At 41.5% G+C, this 16,341-nt stretch carries 14 protein-coding genes; 9 read left to right on the top strand and 5 right to left on the bottom strand.

Annotation, left to right across the window (positions count from 1 at the left end; translation table 11 throughout):
* Genes I6F65_RS07225 through I6F65_RS07240 form a run of 4 tightly spaced genes read right to left on the bottom strand, consistent with a single transcriptional unit; the run spans nucleotide 1 to nucleotide 4,080 of the window.
* Nucleotides 1–771, bottom strand: coding sequence for an enoyl-CoA hydratase/isomerase family protein (locus tag I6F65_RS07225; RefSeq protein ID WP_197112208.1), 771 nt, complete (start codon nucleotides 769–771; stop codon nucleotides 1–3).
* A gap of 12 nt (nucleotides 772–783) precedes the next feature.
* Entirely contained in the window at nucleotides 784–2,403 is a 1,620-nt protein-coding gene (locus tag I6F65_RS07230) for a carboxyl transferase domain-containing protein (protein WP_197112209.1), read from the bottom strand.
* Between the two features lie 10 nt (nucleotides 2,404–2,413).
* Nucleotides 2,414–3,589 carry an isovaleryl-CoA dehydrogenase gene (locus I6F65_RS07235; protein ID WP_101163880.1) on the bottom strand — a complete coding sequence of 392 codons (1,176 nt, stop codon included), beginning with the start codon at nucleotides 3,587–3,589 and terminating at the stop codon, nucleotides 2,414–2,416.
* A 56-nt stretch (nucleotides 3,590–3,645) separates the two neighbouring features.
* On the bottom strand, nucleotides 3,646–4,080 hold the full coding sequence (locus I6F65_RS07240) for a MerR family DNA-binding transcriptional regulator (protein WP_008169212.1): 435 nt from the start codon (nucleotides 4,078–4,080) through the stop codon (nucleotides 3,646–3,648).
* Between the two features lie 330 nt (nucleotides 4,081–4,410).
* Between I6F65_RS07240 and I6F65_RS07245 the strand changes: the two genes are divergently transcribed.
* From I6F65_RS07245 to I6F65_RS07275, 7 genes are all read left to right on the top strand, one after another.
* The gene (locus tag I6F65_RS07245; RefSeq protein WP_166110961.1) at nucleotides 4,411–5,592 is read left to right on the top strand and encodes an acetyl-CoA C-acyltransferase; all 1,182 of its coding nucleotides are present in this window, start codon (nucleotides 4,411–4,413) and stop codon (nucleotides 5,590–5,592) included.
* Nucleotides 5,593–5,721: 129 nt separating this feature from the next.
* Entirely contained in the window at nucleotides 5,722–7,212 is a 1,491-nt protein-coding gene (locus I6F65_RS07250) for a CoA-acylating methylmalonate-semialdehyde dehydrogenase (RefSeq protein WP_166110964.1), read from the top strand.
* A gap of 172 nt (nucleotides 7,213–7,384) precedes the next feature.
* On the top strand, nucleotides 7,385–8,542 hold the full coding sequence (locus tag I6F65_RS07255; RefSeq protein ID WP_197112210.1) for an acyl-CoA dehydrogenase family protein: 1,158 nt from the start codon (nucleotides 7,385–7,387) through the stop codon (nucleotides 8,540–8,542).
* A 10-nt stretch (nucleotides 8,543–8,552) separates the two neighbouring features.
* Nucleotides 8,553–9,344: an enoyl-CoA hydratase gene (locus tag I6F65_RS07260; protein WP_166110970.1), complete on the top strand. Its 792-nt coding sequence runs from the start codon at nucleotides 8,553–8,555 to the stop codon at nucleotides 9,342–9,344.
* Nucleotides 9,344–10,501, top strand: a complete 1,158-nt coding sequence (locus I6F65_RS07265; protein WP_197112211.1) for an enoyl-CoA hydratase/isomerase family protein — start codon at nucleotides 9,344–9,346, stop codon at nucleotides 10,499–10,501. The genes I6F65_RS07260 and I6F65_RS07265 overlap by 1 nt, the downstream gene beginning before the upstream one ends.
* 24 nt (nucleotides 10,502–10,525) lie before the next feature.
* A complete protein-coding gene (mmsB, locus tag I6F65_RS07270) occupies nucleotides 10,526–11,425 on the top strand; it encodes a 3-hydroxyisobutyrate dehydrogenase (RefSeq protein WP_197112212.1) in 900 nt (299 codons plus the stop codon).
* A gap of 9 nt (nucleotides 11,426–11,434) precedes the next feature.
* On the top strand, nucleotides 11,435–12,214 hold the full coding sequence (locus tag I6F65_RS07275) for an SDR family oxidoreductase (RefSeq protein ID WP_024592410.1): 780 nt from the start codon (nucleotides 11,435–11,437) through the stop codon (nucleotides 12,212–12,214).
* Nucleotides 12,215–12,458: 244 nt separating this feature from the next.
* On the opposite strand, the gene I6F65_RS07280 is transcribed toward I6F65_RS07275, so the two are convergent.
* Complete coding sequence (locus tag I6F65_RS07280) at nucleotides 12,459–13,427, bottom strand: integron integrase (protein ID WP_024592411.1); 969 nt, start codon at nucleotides 13,425–13,427, stop codon at nucleotides 12,459–12,461.
* Nucleotides 13,428–13,667: 240 nt separating this feature from the next.
* Here I6F65_RS07280 and I6F65_RS07285 point away from each other — a divergent pair, with 240 nt between their 5' ends.
* Together I6F65_RS07285 and I6F65_RS07290 are read left to right on the top strand one after the other, a co-directional pair.
* The gene (locus I6F65_RS07285; protein ID WP_197112214.1) at nucleotides 13,668–13,883 is read left to right on the top strand and encodes a hypothetical protein; all 216 of its coding nucleotides are present in this window, start codon (nucleotides 13,668–13,670) and stop codon (nucleotides 13,881–13,883) included.
* Between the two features lie 1,198 nt (nucleotides 13,884–15,081).
* A complete protein-coding gene (locus I6F65_RS07290; RefSeq protein WP_165729605.1) occupies nucleotides 15,082–16,032 on the top strand; it encodes a hypothetical protein in 951 nt (316 codons plus the stop codon).
* Nucleotides 16,033–16,341: the final 309 nt, after the last annotated feature.

Genomic DNA, 16,341 nt, shown 5'->3' on the forward strand with positions numbered 1-16,341 from the left:
CTACAGTTGCCAAGCGGGTGGGCGTTTATCAAAAAAAGCAGTTAGCCCTTCTTGACCTTCTTCAGATACGCGAATTTTTGCAATACGCTCTGCGGTAAGCTCAATGAGTTCATCGGTTATTGGTTTATTTGCTACATCGTTAATTAATGCTTTAGCAGCTTTTACTGCAACAGGTCCGTTATCAATTAGTGTTTGCAGCATATTATCGACCGCACAGTCTAAATTGCCGGTCACTTGATGAATTAAACCAAGTTGTTTAGCAGTATGTGCATCAAACACTTCAGCTGTTAAAAAGTACCTGCGAGCAGCGTGCTCACCAATCGCTTTAATGACGTATGGACTGATAACAGCCGGAATAAGGCCAAGCTTTACTTCGCTTAAACAAAATTGTGCATCGTCTTTACTTAGAGCTATGTCGCAACAGGCAATTAAGCCCAATGCACCGCCAAAAGCAGCCCCTTGCACGGCGCAAATTGTAGGGTGAAGGGATCTTGCTAATACCTGCATTAATTTAGCTAATTGCATTGAATCAGCTAGATTATCGGCGTAGTTGTTATCCGCCATCGATTTCATCCAGGCTAAATCAGCACCGGCTGAAAAGTGTTTACCTTCTGTTTTTAAAACCAAAGCACGAATATCAAGCGTATTTGCATGTTCAATACACTGGATCAGCTCGTGTATTACTTCACTGTTAAATGCGTTTCTTTTTTCTGGGCGGCTTAACACAAGTACAGCCACATTAGATTTTGTTATTTGTAGTGTTACTGACATTTTGCGCTCCGGTTACATTCTAAATACGCCAAATTTCGAATCACGTTTTGGTGCGTTGTTCGCAGCTGTTAACGCAAGCCCTAATACATTACGCGTGTCGACAGGGTCTATAATACCGTCATCCCACAAGCGTGCGCTGGCGTAATACGGATGACCTTGCTCTTCGTACTGGTCAATAATTGGCTTTTTAAAGTCACTGATTTCTTGCTCGCTCATGCTTTGACCTTTGCGTGCTAAACCATCTTGTTTAACTTGCGCCATTACACCCGCTGCTTGTTCGCCGCCCATGACCGAAATACGGGCATTAGGCCACATCCACATCATGGTTGGTTCAAATGCACGACCACACATTCCGTAATTACCGGCGCCGTAAGAGCCGCCAATAAGTACTGTAAATTTTGGCACATCAGCACACGAAACCGCCATCACCATTTTAGCGCCGTGCTTTGCAATGCCTTCAGCTTCGTATTTTTTACCCACCATAAAGCCGGTAATATTTTGTAAAAACACTAAAGGAATATTGCGCTGAGCACACAGCTGAATAAAGTGCGCGCCTTTTTGCGCCGACTCACTAAATAAAATACCGTTATTAGCCACTATGCCAACGGGGTTGCCATAAATGCTGGAAAAACCGGTGACTAACGTTTCACCAAAATAGCGTTTAAATTCATCAAATGATGAGTCATCTACAGTGCGGGCTATTACTTCGCGTACATCAAACGGCTTTTTAAGGTCGGTGCCTACAATGCCGTAAAGCTCGTTAATATCGTAACGCGGTGGTTTTACATCTTCTAGCTCTTGTTTAAGTAACGGCGCAGTGGGGCGTGTGTAGTTAATACGTTCTATACATTGGCGCGCAATAGACAGTGCATGAGCATCATTTTCAGCGTAGTGATCGGCAACACCCGACACTTTACAGTGCACATCGGCACCGCCTAGTTCTTCGGCTGTTACTTCCTCGCCCGTTGCTGCTTTTACCAGCGGCGGGCCGGCTAGAAATATAGTGCCTTGATCTTTTACAATAATGCTTTCGTCTGCCATTGCCGGTACGTACGCACCACCTGCGGTACACAACCCCATTACCACGGCAATTTGTGGAATACCTTTACCCGACATACGGGCTTGATTGTAAAAAATACGACCAAAATGCAGCTTATCCGGAAATACATCGTCTTGCTCAGGCAGGTTAGCACCGCCCGAATCTACAAGATAAATACACGGTAAGTGGCAGCGCTCTGCAATGTCTTGTGCACGTAAATGCTTTTTAACAGTAAGCGGAAAATACGTACCGCCTTTAACCGTGGCATCGTTTGCAATAATCATGCATTCAATGCCTTTAACACGGCCAATACCGGCTACAACACCGGCGCACGGTATTGCTTGTTCGTACACACCAAATGCCGCAAATTGCGAAATTTCTAAAAACGGTGAGCCTTCGTCAATTAACGTACTTATACGGTCGCGTACAAATAATTTACCACGGCCTTCGTGGCGCTCCTTTAATGCAGCGCCTCCGCCTTGGCTAATTGTTGCTACCTTACTGCGTAAATCATCCACCAGCGCCGACATTTTTTTATCGTTTTGCACAAACGTTGGATCGTGAGGGTTAACACTCGATTTTAAAATCGTCATGGTTTAATCCTTAACGGCTTTCTGTAAAAAGTTCGCGACCAATAAGCATGCGGCGTATTTCTGATGTGCCTGCACCAATTTCGTATAGCTTGGCGTCACGCAGTAGGCGACCTGTGGCGTATTCGTTTATGTAGCCATTGCCACCTAAAATTTGAATCGCATCGAGTGCCATTTTAGTTGCAAGCTCTGCGGCGTATAAAATTGCACCGGCTGCATCTTTACGGGTTGTTTCACCTCGATCACATGAGCGAGCTACCGTGTACACATATGAGCGCGCAGCATTCATTTGCGTATACATGTCGGCTACTTTGCCCTGAATTAACTGAAATTGACCAATCGGGGTATCAAACTGTTTACGCTCGTGAATATACGGTACCACTATATCCATACACGCTTGCATTATGCCAAGCGGGCCTGCTGCAAGTACTACGCGTTCGTAATCAAGGCCACTCATAAGTACTTTAACGCCTTCGTTTAAGTTACCTAAAATGTTTTCCTGGGGCACTTCGCAGTTTTCAAATACTAGCTCACAGGTGTTTGAGCCGCGCATGCCTAGTTTGTCGAGCTTTTGCGCCGTAGAAAAACCCGGAAAGTTGCTCTCTACAATAAACGCGGTAATGCCTTTAGCACCTGCGTTTAAATCTGTTTTAGCGTAAATAACTAACGTGTGCGCGTCTGGGCCATTAGTGATCCACATTTTGTTACCGTTTAAAATGTACTTATCGCCTTTTTTCTCGGCTTTAAGTTTCATCGATACAACATCAGAGCCCGCATTAGGCTCGCTCATTGCAAGAGCACCAATGTGCTCGCCACTAATAAGCTTTGGTAAGTATTTTTCTTTTTGAGCTTGTGTACCGTTACGGTTAATTTGATTAACACACAGGTTAGAATGTGCTCCATAGCTTAAACCTATAGAGGCACTGGCACGGCTAATTTCTTCCATAGCAATAACATGTTCTAAGTAACCTAAACCGGCGCCGCCAAGTTCTTCAGATACGGTCATACCCAGTACGCCCATTTCGCCCATTTGTGTCCAAAGTTGATTTGGAAAAGCGTTATCTAAATCAGTTTTTTCAGCAAGCGGGGCAATCTCCTGACTCGCAAAACTGTTTACGTGGTCGCGGATCATATCGGCAGTTTCGCCAAGGCCAAAGTTCATTTCTTTATATAGTGAAATAGTGCTCATGATTCATTCCTGTGTGACGTGTGTGTTGTCAGTGTGTTTTTATTTTAAAAATAAACTTACTCGTCTATTTTGTTAAGGGTGTCGCGGCAGCGGCGCTCGGCTGTCACCAATTCCATCAGAACAACTTTAATGTCGTCCATTTGTTGAGATAGGTCTGCTTTTTTTTCTGAAATAAGGTCAAGCATGGTAACCAACTGCTTAGCGCTTGATTTATCTGCGTCGTACAGTTCAAACAAACGACCGGTTTCGGCCAATGTAAAGCCAAGGCGCTTACCGCGTAGTATTAGTTTTAAACGCACTTTGTCGCGTTTTGAATAAATACGGGTTTGCCCGTTTCGCTCTGGTGTAATTAACCCTTGGTCTTCGTAAAAACGAATAGAGCGGGTTGTAATGTCAAATTCTTTAGCGAGTTCGCTAATGCTAAATGTTTGTTCATTACTTGCCGGTATATTAGATGAGCTTGCAAAGTTTGTTTGATTATCTGGTTTCATAATTGTATTTACCTCATTCGAATAACCCCAATATAAGTGAAGTTTACGTAAAGGTAAAGCTTGGTGTGTTTTGAAACTATTTATAAAGAAGTGTTGGTGCGAAGTGTTGAGTTATGTTGCTAATATTCAATAGTTTATTTTTATTTGGTAGGTGTAGCCTTACAGTTGGGAAATAATGCGTACACTTTTAAAACAAAAAATTAAGCTGTTTTTAGTTGACGTTGGCGTAAACGTTAGTATTGTGTATGGGTGTTAAATAATAAATGAATACTAAATTAATAGAGCAAATATACTAACAACTATTTGCATTAAATTACAACGGAGTTAGTTATGACTTTAGAATCAGTGGTAATTGTAGCAGCAAAACGCACCCCAATGGGTGGATTTATGGGAGCGTTAAGTGATGCGCAGTCTACCGAGCTTGGCGCTACCGCCATTGCCAGCGCACTTGCACAAACTGGTTTAGCTAATAACGCTATAGATGAAGTAATTATGGGCTGTGTATTACCAGCGGGCCTTGGGCAAGCGCCTGCACGCCAAGCAATGTTAAAAGCAGGGCTTGCACTTAGCACTGGCGCTACAACAATTAATAAAGTGTGCGGATCTGGTTTAAAAGCAGCCATGCTTGCAAACGATTTAATTAAGGCGGGCTCTATTCAATCTGCTATTGCTGGTGGCATGGAAAGCATGACAAACGCACCGTACTTTATTCCAAAAGCGCGTGGCGGAATGCGTATGGGGCATGGCGAAATAAAAGATCACATGATGAGCGACGGCCTTGAAGATGCCTACGACAACAAAGCAATGGGTTGTTTTGCACAAGACACCGCCGACGAATACGGCATTGGTCGCGAGCAAATGGATACGTTTGCATTAGGCTCATTAAGTAAAGCAAAAGCAGCAATACAAAATGGTAGCTTTGATAACGAAGTTGCACCGCACACAATGCAAACACGCAAAGGTGATGTAACAGTTTCGATTGACGAGCAACCAGGTAACGCCCGCCCAGAAAAAATCCCTACCTTACGTGCAGCCTTTAAAAAAGACGGCACCATTACAGCCGCTAATTCATCGTCAATTTCAGACGGGGGCGCGGCGCTTATATTAATGAGCGAATCAAAAGCAAAAGAGCAGGGTTTAACACCGCTTTGTAAAATTGTAGCGCACAGTACTCATTCTCAAAAACCAAGTGAATTTACAGTAGCGCCAGTAGGTGCAATAAGCAGCGTGCTTGAAAAAGCAGGTTGGGCTGTAAACGACGTTGACCTTTGGGAAATTAATGAAGCATTTGCCATGGTAACCATGCTGGCTATTAACGAGTTAAAACTTGATGAAAGCAAAGTAAACGTGAATGGCGGTGCATGTGCATTGGGTCATCCAATTGGTGCAAGCGGCGCGCGTATTTTAGTAACGCTTATTCATGCCCTTAAAAACCGAGGCCTTAAAAAAGGCATTGCGTCTTTATGTATTGGCGGCGGTGAAGCAGTTGCTATGGCCGTAGAAGCTTACTAATTAGGGTTACATGAATAGCTAGACGAATACTTTAACGAATAACTATAAAAGCGCTGCACTCATAATACTAACAAAGCGGCGCTACCAATTCTAAAAGAGAACACACAACTCACACACTAGGATTTAATTATGCACCAAGTTCCACTACTTATTAATGGCGAATTTATTCAATCAGCGTCTAAAGAGCTTATCGACGTTATAAACCCAGCAACTCAAGAAGTACTTGCACAAGTGCCATGCACTACCGATTCAGAAATGGACGCGGCAATTGCCTCAGCCTCTGAGACGTTTAAAACATGGAAAGACGTACCCATTACTGAACGTGCACGCATTATGATGAAGTACGCTGCGCTATTAAAAGAACATCACGATGAGCTTGCTACCATTATTTGCCACGAATTGGGTAAAACATTTGAAGATGCAAAAGGCGATGTTTGGCGTGGTATTGAAGTAGTAGAGCAAGCAGCGAACGCACCATCATTAATGATGGGTGAAACAATGGAAAACGTAGCGCGTAAAATCGATACGTATTCTTACATGCAGCCACTTGGCGTGTGTGCGGGCGTTACTCCGTTTAACTTCCCTGCAATGATCCCACTTTGGATGTTCCCGCTGGCTATTGTGTGTGGTAACACCTTTATTTTAAAACCGTCTGAGCAAGATCCACTTACACCAATGCGCTTAGCAGAGCTATTTATTGAAGCCGGCGCACCAAAAGGCGTATTACAAGTTGTTCACGGTACAAAACCACAAGTAGACCGCTTACTAGAAGATAAAGCAGTGCGTGCTATTTCGTTTGTTGGTTCGTGTGGTGTAGGTGCTTATATTTATTCTAAAGGCACACAAAATCTTAAACGTGTGCAAGCGTGTGTTGGCGCTAAAAACCACATGGTTATTATGCCTGATGCAAGTAAATCGCACGTTGTAAACAACCTAGTAGGCGCATCGGTCGGTGCAGCTGGCCAACGTTGTATGGGTATTTCGGTTGCTGTATTTGTAGGTCAAGCAAGCGAATGGGTAGATGAAATTAAAGCAGGCTTTGAAAATGTACGCCCAGGCGTGTGGGATGATGCTAATGCGGCATACGGTCCACAAACATCAAAAGCAGCAAAAGCACGTATTTTATCACTCATTGCCGGTGGTAAAGAGCAAGGCGCTACCTGTTTAATTGATGGTTCTGACTTTACGGTTGAAGGGTATGAGCAAGGTAACTGGGTTGGCCCAACGTTATTTACTGACGTAACCAAAGAAATGGATTTATACAAAGAAGAAATATTTGGCCCAGTACTAGCGTGTATGTTTGTAAACACGCTTGATGAAGCGATCGCACTTATTAACGACAGCCCATACGGTAACGGTACCTCGTTATTTACATCAAGCGGCGCAGTGGCTCGTAAATTCCAACACGAAATTGAAGTAGGCCAAGTGGGTATTAATGTGCCAATTCCGGTGCCACTTCCGTTCTTTTCGTTCACTGGTTGGAAAGGCTCGTTTTACGGCGATACACACACGTACGGTAAACAAGGTATTCGTTTTTACACAGAAACTAAAACGATTACCTCACGTTGGTTTGAAGACGACATTGCGTCTGGTCCAAACATGAGCATTAACTTAAAGTAATCATGATTAAAACGAATAACTAAATAACTAATAATAAAAAAGATGGGCGCGAAGGCTACTTCACACACAACACACATAAGTCTTCGCTGCTCGTCACTAACTATTCCTGTAATGGGAAAACGACACGCAACAAACACACAACAACAAACACACAACTAAAGAGGTCTCTACCATGGACTTTAATTTATCAGAAGATCAACAAGCCTTTGCGCAAACAGCACGTCAATTTGCCGAGTCAGAACTCGCACCCTATGCAGCAAAATGGGATCGCGAACATATTTTCCCTAAAGACACGATTAAAGCAGCGGGCGAGCTTGGTTTTTGTGGTTTATACACGCCAGAGGAAGCGGGTGGCCTTGGTTTATCTCGTTTAGATTCGAGCATTATTTTTGAACAGCTTGCTATGGGCTGTACCGCAACAACGGCCATGTTGACCATTCATAATATGGCAACGTGGATGATAGCAAGCTTTGGTACCGATGCAGTTAAAGACAAATACGTAGAGCAATTAGTAATGGGCGAGTTACTTGCCTCTTACTGTTTAACAGAGCCTGGCTCTGGCTCAGATGCCGCGTCACTTAAAACAAAAGCCGTGCTTGAGGGCGATGAGTACGTTATTAACGGCTCAAAAATGTTTATATCGGGCGCTGGCGAAACCGAAGTATTAGTTGTAATGGCACGTACTGGCGGCGAAGGCGCTGCGGGTATTTCGGCATTTTTAGTCCCTGCCGATGCAAAAGGCGTTGAATACGGCAAAGCAGAAGAAAAAATGGGGTGGAACGCACAACCTACTCGTTCTATTAGCTTTGAAAATGTCCGTATTCCTGCACATAACTTATTAGGCGCAGAGGGCGAAGGCTTTAAATTTGCGATGCAAGGTCTTGATGGCGGTCGAATTAACATTGCCACATGTTCAATTGGTACAGCGCAAGCGGCGCTTAATACCGCCCGTGAATATTTAAAAGAACGCACCCAATTTGGTAAACCATTGGCTGCGTTTCAAGCATTGCAATTTAAAATTGCCGATATGAACACCGAGCTTGTAGCTGCGCGCCAAATGGTTAGGCTTGCAGCATTTAAACTTGATGATAACGACGTTGAAAAAACCACTTACTGCGCCATGGCTAAACGCTTTGCTACCGATGTTGGCTTTACCGTGTGTAACGACGCACTGCAAATTCATGGTGGTTACGGTTACATAAAAGAATACCCGCTTGAGCGCCATGTACGTGATGTACGCGTTCATCAAATTTTAGAAGGCACTAACGAAATTATGCGTGTAATAATTGCGCGCCGTATTTTGGCTGAGTCAGCAAACGACGTTTTATAAGGAGCAATGTATGTCAGAATCTAAATCTAATCCGAGTATTGAACTTACAATCGAAGGTCATGTTGCTATTTTAACGATGTCTAATCCGCCAGCAAACACCTGGACAAAAGACACCTTAGTTGATTTAAAAAATACCGTTAATGAGCTTAATAATAATAAAAATATTTATGCATTAGTGCTCACTGGCGAAGGCGAAAAGTTTTTTAGCGCCGGCGCCGACTTAAACGTATTTGCATGTGGCGATAAAGGCGTAGCCGCCGATATGTCGCGTGTATTTGGTGAAGCATTTGAAGCGCTTACTAATTTTAGAGGCGTGTCGGTTGCTGCCATAAACGGCTATGCAATGGGCGGCGGGTTAGAAGTCGCCCTTGCGTGCGACGTACGTATAGCGGAAGAGCAAGCACAAATGGCGCTCCCTGAAGCTAAAGTAGGTTTATTACCCTGTGCTGGTGGCACACAAAATTTAGCATGGCTAGTAGGCGAAGGCTGGGCAAAACGCATGATTTTATGCGGCGAGCGCTTAAAAGCCGATAAAGCCCTGCAAATTGGCTTAGTAGAAGAAGTAGTACCGCAGGGCGAAAGCTTTGCGGCAGCATTAAAACTAGCTAATCAAGTAAGCGAGCAAAGCCCTACCTCAGTTGCAGCGTGTAAAACATTGATTCAAAAAGGGCGCCATCAACCAATGGCAAGTGTATTGCCTCTTGAGCGCGAGTTATTTGTTGGTTTATTTGATACCGAAGATCAACAAGAAGGCGTAAATGCCTTTTTAGAAAAACGCCGCGCTAACTGGGTAAACGGCTAATGAGTGCTTTAACAGTATTAAATAGCACCGATGAGCCCGTGATATTTGAAACCGCCACCGCAGAAAACGGCAGTTTAATAGGGCTTATTACACTCAATGCGCCAAAAGCCTTAAATGCACTTAATTTTGAGATGATCAAATTACTTGAGCCGCAGCTGCGAACTTGGCAAGACGATGATGCTATTGCAATGGTGTTGTTAAAAGGCGCTGGCGATAAAGCATTTTGTGCTGGTGGCGATGTTGTAAGCCTTCATCGTGCAATGGCGCAAGGTAAACCAACAAGCCTAGTTGAAGAGTTTTTTACTCTTGAGTACAAACTTGATTACCTTATTCATACCTTTGATAAACCAATCCTTGTTTGGGGTAACGGCATAGTAATGGGCGGCGGTTTAGGGTTAATGGCCGGTGCTAGCCACCGCGTAGTAACGGAAACATCACGCATTGCCATGCCAGAGCAAACAATTGGTTTATACCCAGATGTAGGCGGCAGTTACTTTTTACATAAAATGCCACAAAGCGTCGGGTTATTTTTAGGGCTAACGTCGGCCTCTATAAACTGCGAAGACGCACGTTTTGTATCGCTTAGCGATCACTTTATCGATAGCAATAAATATGATGCCATGCTTGCACAAATTTTAACTGCCAAGTGGGATAAAGCAGCAAATTCAAATCATGACATACTAAATCATGAGCGGTTAACCGATTTACTCACCGATTTAGACAACCAGTCGGCGCGTATGCCTAAAGGCAATATAAAGGCTAACCTAAAAACGATTCAAAAATTGGGTGAGTTTACAACCTTGCAGGAGCAGGTTGATTACATTTTAGGGCTAACTACTGACGATAAATGGTTACAACGCGCTCAAAAATCACTTAAACATGGCTGCCCACTAAGTTGTGCACTTGTAAGTGAGCAATTAAAAACAAGCCAAGGCAAAAGCTTATTAGCGTGTTTTAAAATGGAACTGGGTATGTCGGTTCGCGCTGGCGAAGTAGGTGAGTTTCAAGAAGGTGTAAGGGCGCTACTAATAGATAAAGACGGTGCGCCAAATTGGCAATACAAAACACTTAGTGATGTACCACAAACAATAATAGATAGCTTTTTTGCTAACCGCTTTGGCGAAAATCACCCGCTCAATGAGCTTGCTGTTAAATAAAATTGGTATCTAAAAGGAACAACTATGAGTAAATTAAACATAGGTTTTATTGGTTTAGGTAATATGGGCGGCCCAATGGCGGCTAACTTAATTAAAGCTGGGCATACTGTTAGCGTGTTCGATTTAAACCAGTCGGTCATAAATGAACTTGCAAGCAAAGGCGCAAAAGCAGCGGTTGATGCAAAGCAGTGCGCAACTAATGCTGACGTACTTATTAGTATGTTACCTGCGGGCAAACATGTTAAATCGCTTTACTTAGGTAATAACGACGACAGCGGTTTAATTAACGTGCTGAGCAAAAGTACATTAGTAATTGATTGCTCAACAATAGATGCAGAGTCAGCTCGTATTGTAGGCAGTGCGCTTGGCGAGCAGGGCATAAACTTTGTAGATGCACCGGTATCGGGCGGCGTTGCGGGTGCAACTGCAGGCACTCTTACTTTTATTGTAGGCGGCGAAAAAGCAGCGTTTGATAAAGCAAATACAGTGCTTAGTGATATGGGTAAAAACATATTTCATGCTGGTGATATTGGCGCAGGACAAGTTGCAAAAATATGTAATAACATGCTACTTAGCATTTTAATGGCAGGCACCAGCGAAGCACTACAAATGGGCATAAATAACGGCCTCGATCCTAAAGTACTTAGCGACATAATGACCGCAAGTTCTGGCCGTAACTGGACGCTTGAACTTTACAACCCTTGCCCAGGTGTAATGGACGGTGCACCTGCAAGTAACGATTATAAACCAGGCTTTATGGTTGATTTAATGGCTAAAGATTTAGGCCTTGCCATGGAAGCCGCGCAGCAAAGTAATTCAACAACCCCTATGGGTTCAATGGCTAAAAATTTATACACTATGCTACAACACCAAGGTGCGGGTAGTGATGACTTTAGTGCCATTTTTAAACTGTTTTCTAAGTAGGAGCAACGCGTGGAAATTAAAAATAACACGGTAGTAATAACCGGTGGCGCACAAGGTTTAGGCTTTGCAATGGCGCAAAAGTTTGCTCTTATGGGTGCAAATATCGCTTTAATAGATATGGCACAAGACTTATTAAACACCGCATGCGAGCAACTTATGCAACTAATGCAGCTTGAAGGTGTAACTAGCAATATAAAAGGGTATGCCGCAAACGTAACAAATGAGAGCGAAGTAGAAAACGTATTTAATACCATTAACAGCGATTTTGGTCACATTGGCGTCCTTATAAACAACGCCGGTATTTTACGCGATGGCATGTTTATAAAAGCAAAAGACGGTAAAGTCGTTAAAAAAATGTCTCTTGAGCAATTTCAATCAGTGATTGATGTAAACCTGACAGGTGTGTTTTTAGCAGGGCGGGAAGCTGCAAGCCACATGATTGAATCAGGTAAAGGCGGCGTAATCGTTAATATGTCGAGCGTAGCGCGAGCAGGTAACATAGGCCAAACAAACTACGCGGCATCAAAAGCAGGCGTAGTGGCACTTACCACCACATGGGCTAAAGAACTTGGTCGTTTTGGTATACGTGTAGGCGCTATTGCACCAGGTGTAATAAGCACCGCCATGACCGACGCCATGAAGCCCGAAGCCAAACAGCGTATGCTTGCAGTAACGCCAGTCGGGCGCTTAGGCGAAAGCGACGAAATTGCGCATACTGCACAATACATAATCGAAAACGACTTTTTTACCGGTCGCGTGGTTGAAATAGACGGCGGTATTCGTTTGTAAACCGAACTGAATTAAGGTTTATTTAAAAAGCATGGTTGTTGTGGACTGTGCTTTTTTGTTTTAAATCGGGGAGTTTATAACCTTGAAAAAGGGCTAACAACGGCGTTGACAATTTGTTGTAAAACATGAGTAGGATACCCGTTGAATTAAAGCGTAGAACATTCTAGCGTTCTAATTAACTGCGTTAAAAACTTCTCATATAGACAAACAATATAACTAAATTTTTGCCTTGTTACTGAGATATTTATAATCTTGAAAAAGGGCTAATAACACCGTTGGCACCTTGTTGTAGTACATGCGTATATATTTGTGTAGTACGCACATCACTATGACCTAGCTGTGTTTGTACTGTGCGGATATCAGCGCCGCTTTGCAGCAAATGCGTAGCGAAAGAGTGACGCAAAGTATGTGGCGTAACGTGTTTATTAATTTCAGCTTTTGTTGAAGACAGTTTAACTGCCTTTCTTACCCCTGAATGATCTAAGTGGTGACGTCTTATTTCTCCTGTTTCAGGGTCTGTACTTAATTTATGTGATGGGAACAAAAACTGCCATTGTAAAGACTTATTAGCGCTTGGGTATTTTTTACTAAGTCGATGAGGCATCCATACACCGGCGTACGCATCATTTTTTAAATCTAACTGTAAATATTCATCAACTTGAATTATTTGATTTCTTAGCATTGGTATTAATTCTTCAGCAAGTGTCACAATACGATTTTTATTACCCTTACCGTTCCAAATGCGTATGTTTTTATAGTCGAAGTCAATATCTTGAACTCTTATTTTTACTGCTTCCATCAGCCGTAAACCACTTCCATATAGCAGGCTTGCTATCAAATAATGTCGTTTATTTATATTTCTAAAAAATAGCGATACCTCAGTCTGTGTAAGTACGACAGGAAGTTTCTGTTGGCGGTTACTTTTAACGAAATTTAAATCTAATGAGAGCTCATTCTTGATAATATGTTTATATAAAAAAGCTAGTGCATTTAAAGCGGTTGCTTGTGTTCTCGCTGCTACTTTTTTAGTGACTGTTAAGTGATTTAAAAATATTTCAACTTCATTATTGCCCATACTGGTAGGGTGCCGCTTATTATGAAAATGGATATAGGCAGTAATCCAAAATACATAAGTTTCGATAGATTTTTTAGCATAGTGATGGCTATACATATAGTTGATAATACTATTAAGAAAAGGGGATTTAGTTTTCATTTTAATTCTCAATTAACTGTATTTATATACAGTATTGACATTTTTCCTCCTAAGTCAAGAAATGAGGACATTTTCCTCTTTTCTGCATTTTAATAAAAGAACAGCCTGACTTAAAGTTTAAAGCTGGCAATGTGTTACAGGATTTGTTATTAATATTAAAAATAATTAAGAGGACATACATTGCTCATAAAAAGAGGAAAGTGTCCTCTGATAAAGCTGTTATAAGCCCCTCAGGTTAATATGAATATAAATGAGTTTTGTATAAATAATGAGTTTTTTTGCGGCGGAAAAAAGTGGCGCTGTACAGATATCGGTACTCGTGTAGTAATAGCAATTTGTGTTTCTGAATGTAATAAAGATCGCAGTTGGCTAAATGGACCGCCATATGCGGTTGTCGAGTCTGTATTTGACGAAGACGACCAATTGGCTTGTGTTCTTAATGAATCAGAACAGTAGTTGGGCTTATAACAAGCCATTCAAAAGGACAAAAAACAGCTTGCTGTCCTTCGTTCCTCAGGCATTTTAGCAAGCTGTTTTTTGCCTCTTAATGAGGCGTTGAGGCTGTAGAATTTCTCTTTTTTAAGAAAAACAGCCTGTTTTATAGGGTTCCAAATGCGTTACCTAATGCTTTAAAAGCGCTTAGTGTTAATTACAGGAACTCGATTTTTTAATTGGGTTTGGCTGTTGGAGTTATTCTACAGCCTCGTTATATGCCACCACTTGTTCGATCTTTATTTGTGTGGCTTTTGTATTTTTATTAAAAGTTTCGCGCTTGTTTCGTTCTTTTTCGTGGAAGTTTTAGCGCGATCAAAAAGTTTTATATTTGTTGCTACACAGTTTTCGCCTAACTCGATTAGCGTGAATAATTAACAATAGTGTAAGCGGCTCAAATTCACGGTTAGTGGCAAGTGGTGGTAGGTTTTTTAATTCTACTCATTCCATGTAATTAACCTTTATATTTTTTAAATGTTATGTGTTTTCTAACTAAAAAGCATATAACAAGTTGCTCAAAAGGACTAAAACAGTTTGCTCGTTTTTTGCAAAGAACCGCAAAAAAGCAAGCCAACCATTTTAGCCCCTTAGCAAGGCGTTAGGTTTCATTCGCCACTTCTTTTATTGTTAAGTGCGTTTGCCAATTGTAGTTTGGTGTTTTGTTAAACTTGGTAGCTTTAGTGGGTTTCGCCAAAGGCATCGGCGCATACGCTAATAGCGTCTCCGGGCTTTTATTAGAGACAAAAAGTCCTACGCGCATTTGCTTATCAAGCTTTTGTGTTATGGCTCAAAATCTTGGTTGTCATTTTTATGGTGGCGACGGTTTTATTTAGTTTTAGGTTTGTGTAACGTGTGGCACTTACAAGTTGGTAATTCACCTAACAAGTTGCTCAAAAGGACAAAAAACAGTTTGCTGTTTTTCGTTCCTCAAACATTTTAGCAAACTATTTTTTGCCTCTTAGCAAGGCGTTGAGGCTGTAGAATTTCTCTTTTTTAAGAAAAACAGCCTGTTTTATAGGGTTCCAAATGCGTTACCTAATGCTTTAAAAGCGCTTAGTGTTAATTACAGGAACTCGATTTTTTAATTGGGTTTGGCTGTTGGAGTTATTCTACAGCCTCGTTATGTGCCTATGCTTTGGCTCTTCTATATATGGGAATATTTATGAATATTAAAATTAAATTTTCGGTACTATCGTTATTTACTATGTTAAGTTTTTCGTCATCAGCTAGTTCTAGTGATTATGCTGGGACTGCTCATGTAATTAAAGGTGAGGCTGAAGTCAACGTTTCAACGTTATTTACCTGTAAAAACGGACGTTCACGTCCGTCTCCAGTCGGCATTAAAAAATATGATAATATTGAATATCTTGTTCCTGCAAAGGTTCAATATGAACAAAAGAATTTTGCCACAGACCTTTATAATGAATGCTCGAAGGTAACCCCAAAATCTTTATCTGAGGTTAACTTGTCGTCCGTACCTATCATAGAAGTAGATAAAGATGGGGAAGTTATTACAGGGTACATATTTGCAGATAATTACTTTGAATTATTTATAAACGGTAAGTTAATAGCCGTGGATCCTATACCTTTTACTCCTTTTAATTCCAATATCGTGAAATTTAAAGTTAAAAAGCCATATGATATAGCAATCAAAGTTGTTGATTGGGAAGAAAATTCAGGCTTGGGTAGTGAAGATAACCGTGGTAAACGTTTTCACCCTGGAGACGGTGGCTTTATTGCAAGCTTCTCAGATGGTACGAAAACCAATTCTAAATGGTCAGCTCAAACTTTTTATACCTCTCCTGTTTATGATCTGAAGTGTGCTAAAGAAATAGGAGATCAGCGTTTAACAACAAAATGCAGTACCAATGGTGCGGATAAGTATATTGAGACCTATTCGTTACATTGGGATATCCCAGTAAATTGGAAATTAAACGAAAGTTACTTATCTTGGCCAAATTCAGTGGAATTTACGGAAGATGAAATTGGTGTTAATAATAAGAAAGCTTATATGAATTTCCAAGAACAGTTCTCAGGTTCTGGTGCTTCATTTATTTGGTCAAGCAATCTTGTTTTAGATAACCTTGTATTATTCAGGTATCGAGTTAAATAAGGCACATAACAAGTCACTCAAAAGGACAAATAACAGTTGGCTATTTACTCCTTCGTCGTCTATTTTAGCCAACTATTATTTGCCTCTTAGTGAGGCGTTGAGGCTGTAGAATTACTCTTTTTAGGAACGTATCCAACTATTCTTGATTGGTTGCTTTTTAACCTTGAATCCATCTGTTCGCTGTGATCTAATAGATATTATTCACCCACGGTAAACTGTTATGGCTAACTACAAGCCTGACTTATCCTGTCAAAATAAATTCATTCCTATCAATTTCGCTGAGCAAATTTTGCCTGGCACATTTGAATA

Source organism: Pseudoalteromonas sp. SWXJZ94C (assembly GCF_015864385.1).
In the GTDB taxonomy this organism is placed as follows: Bacteria; Pseudomonadota; Gammaproteobacteria; order Enterobacterales; family Alteromonadaceae; genus Pseudoalteromonas.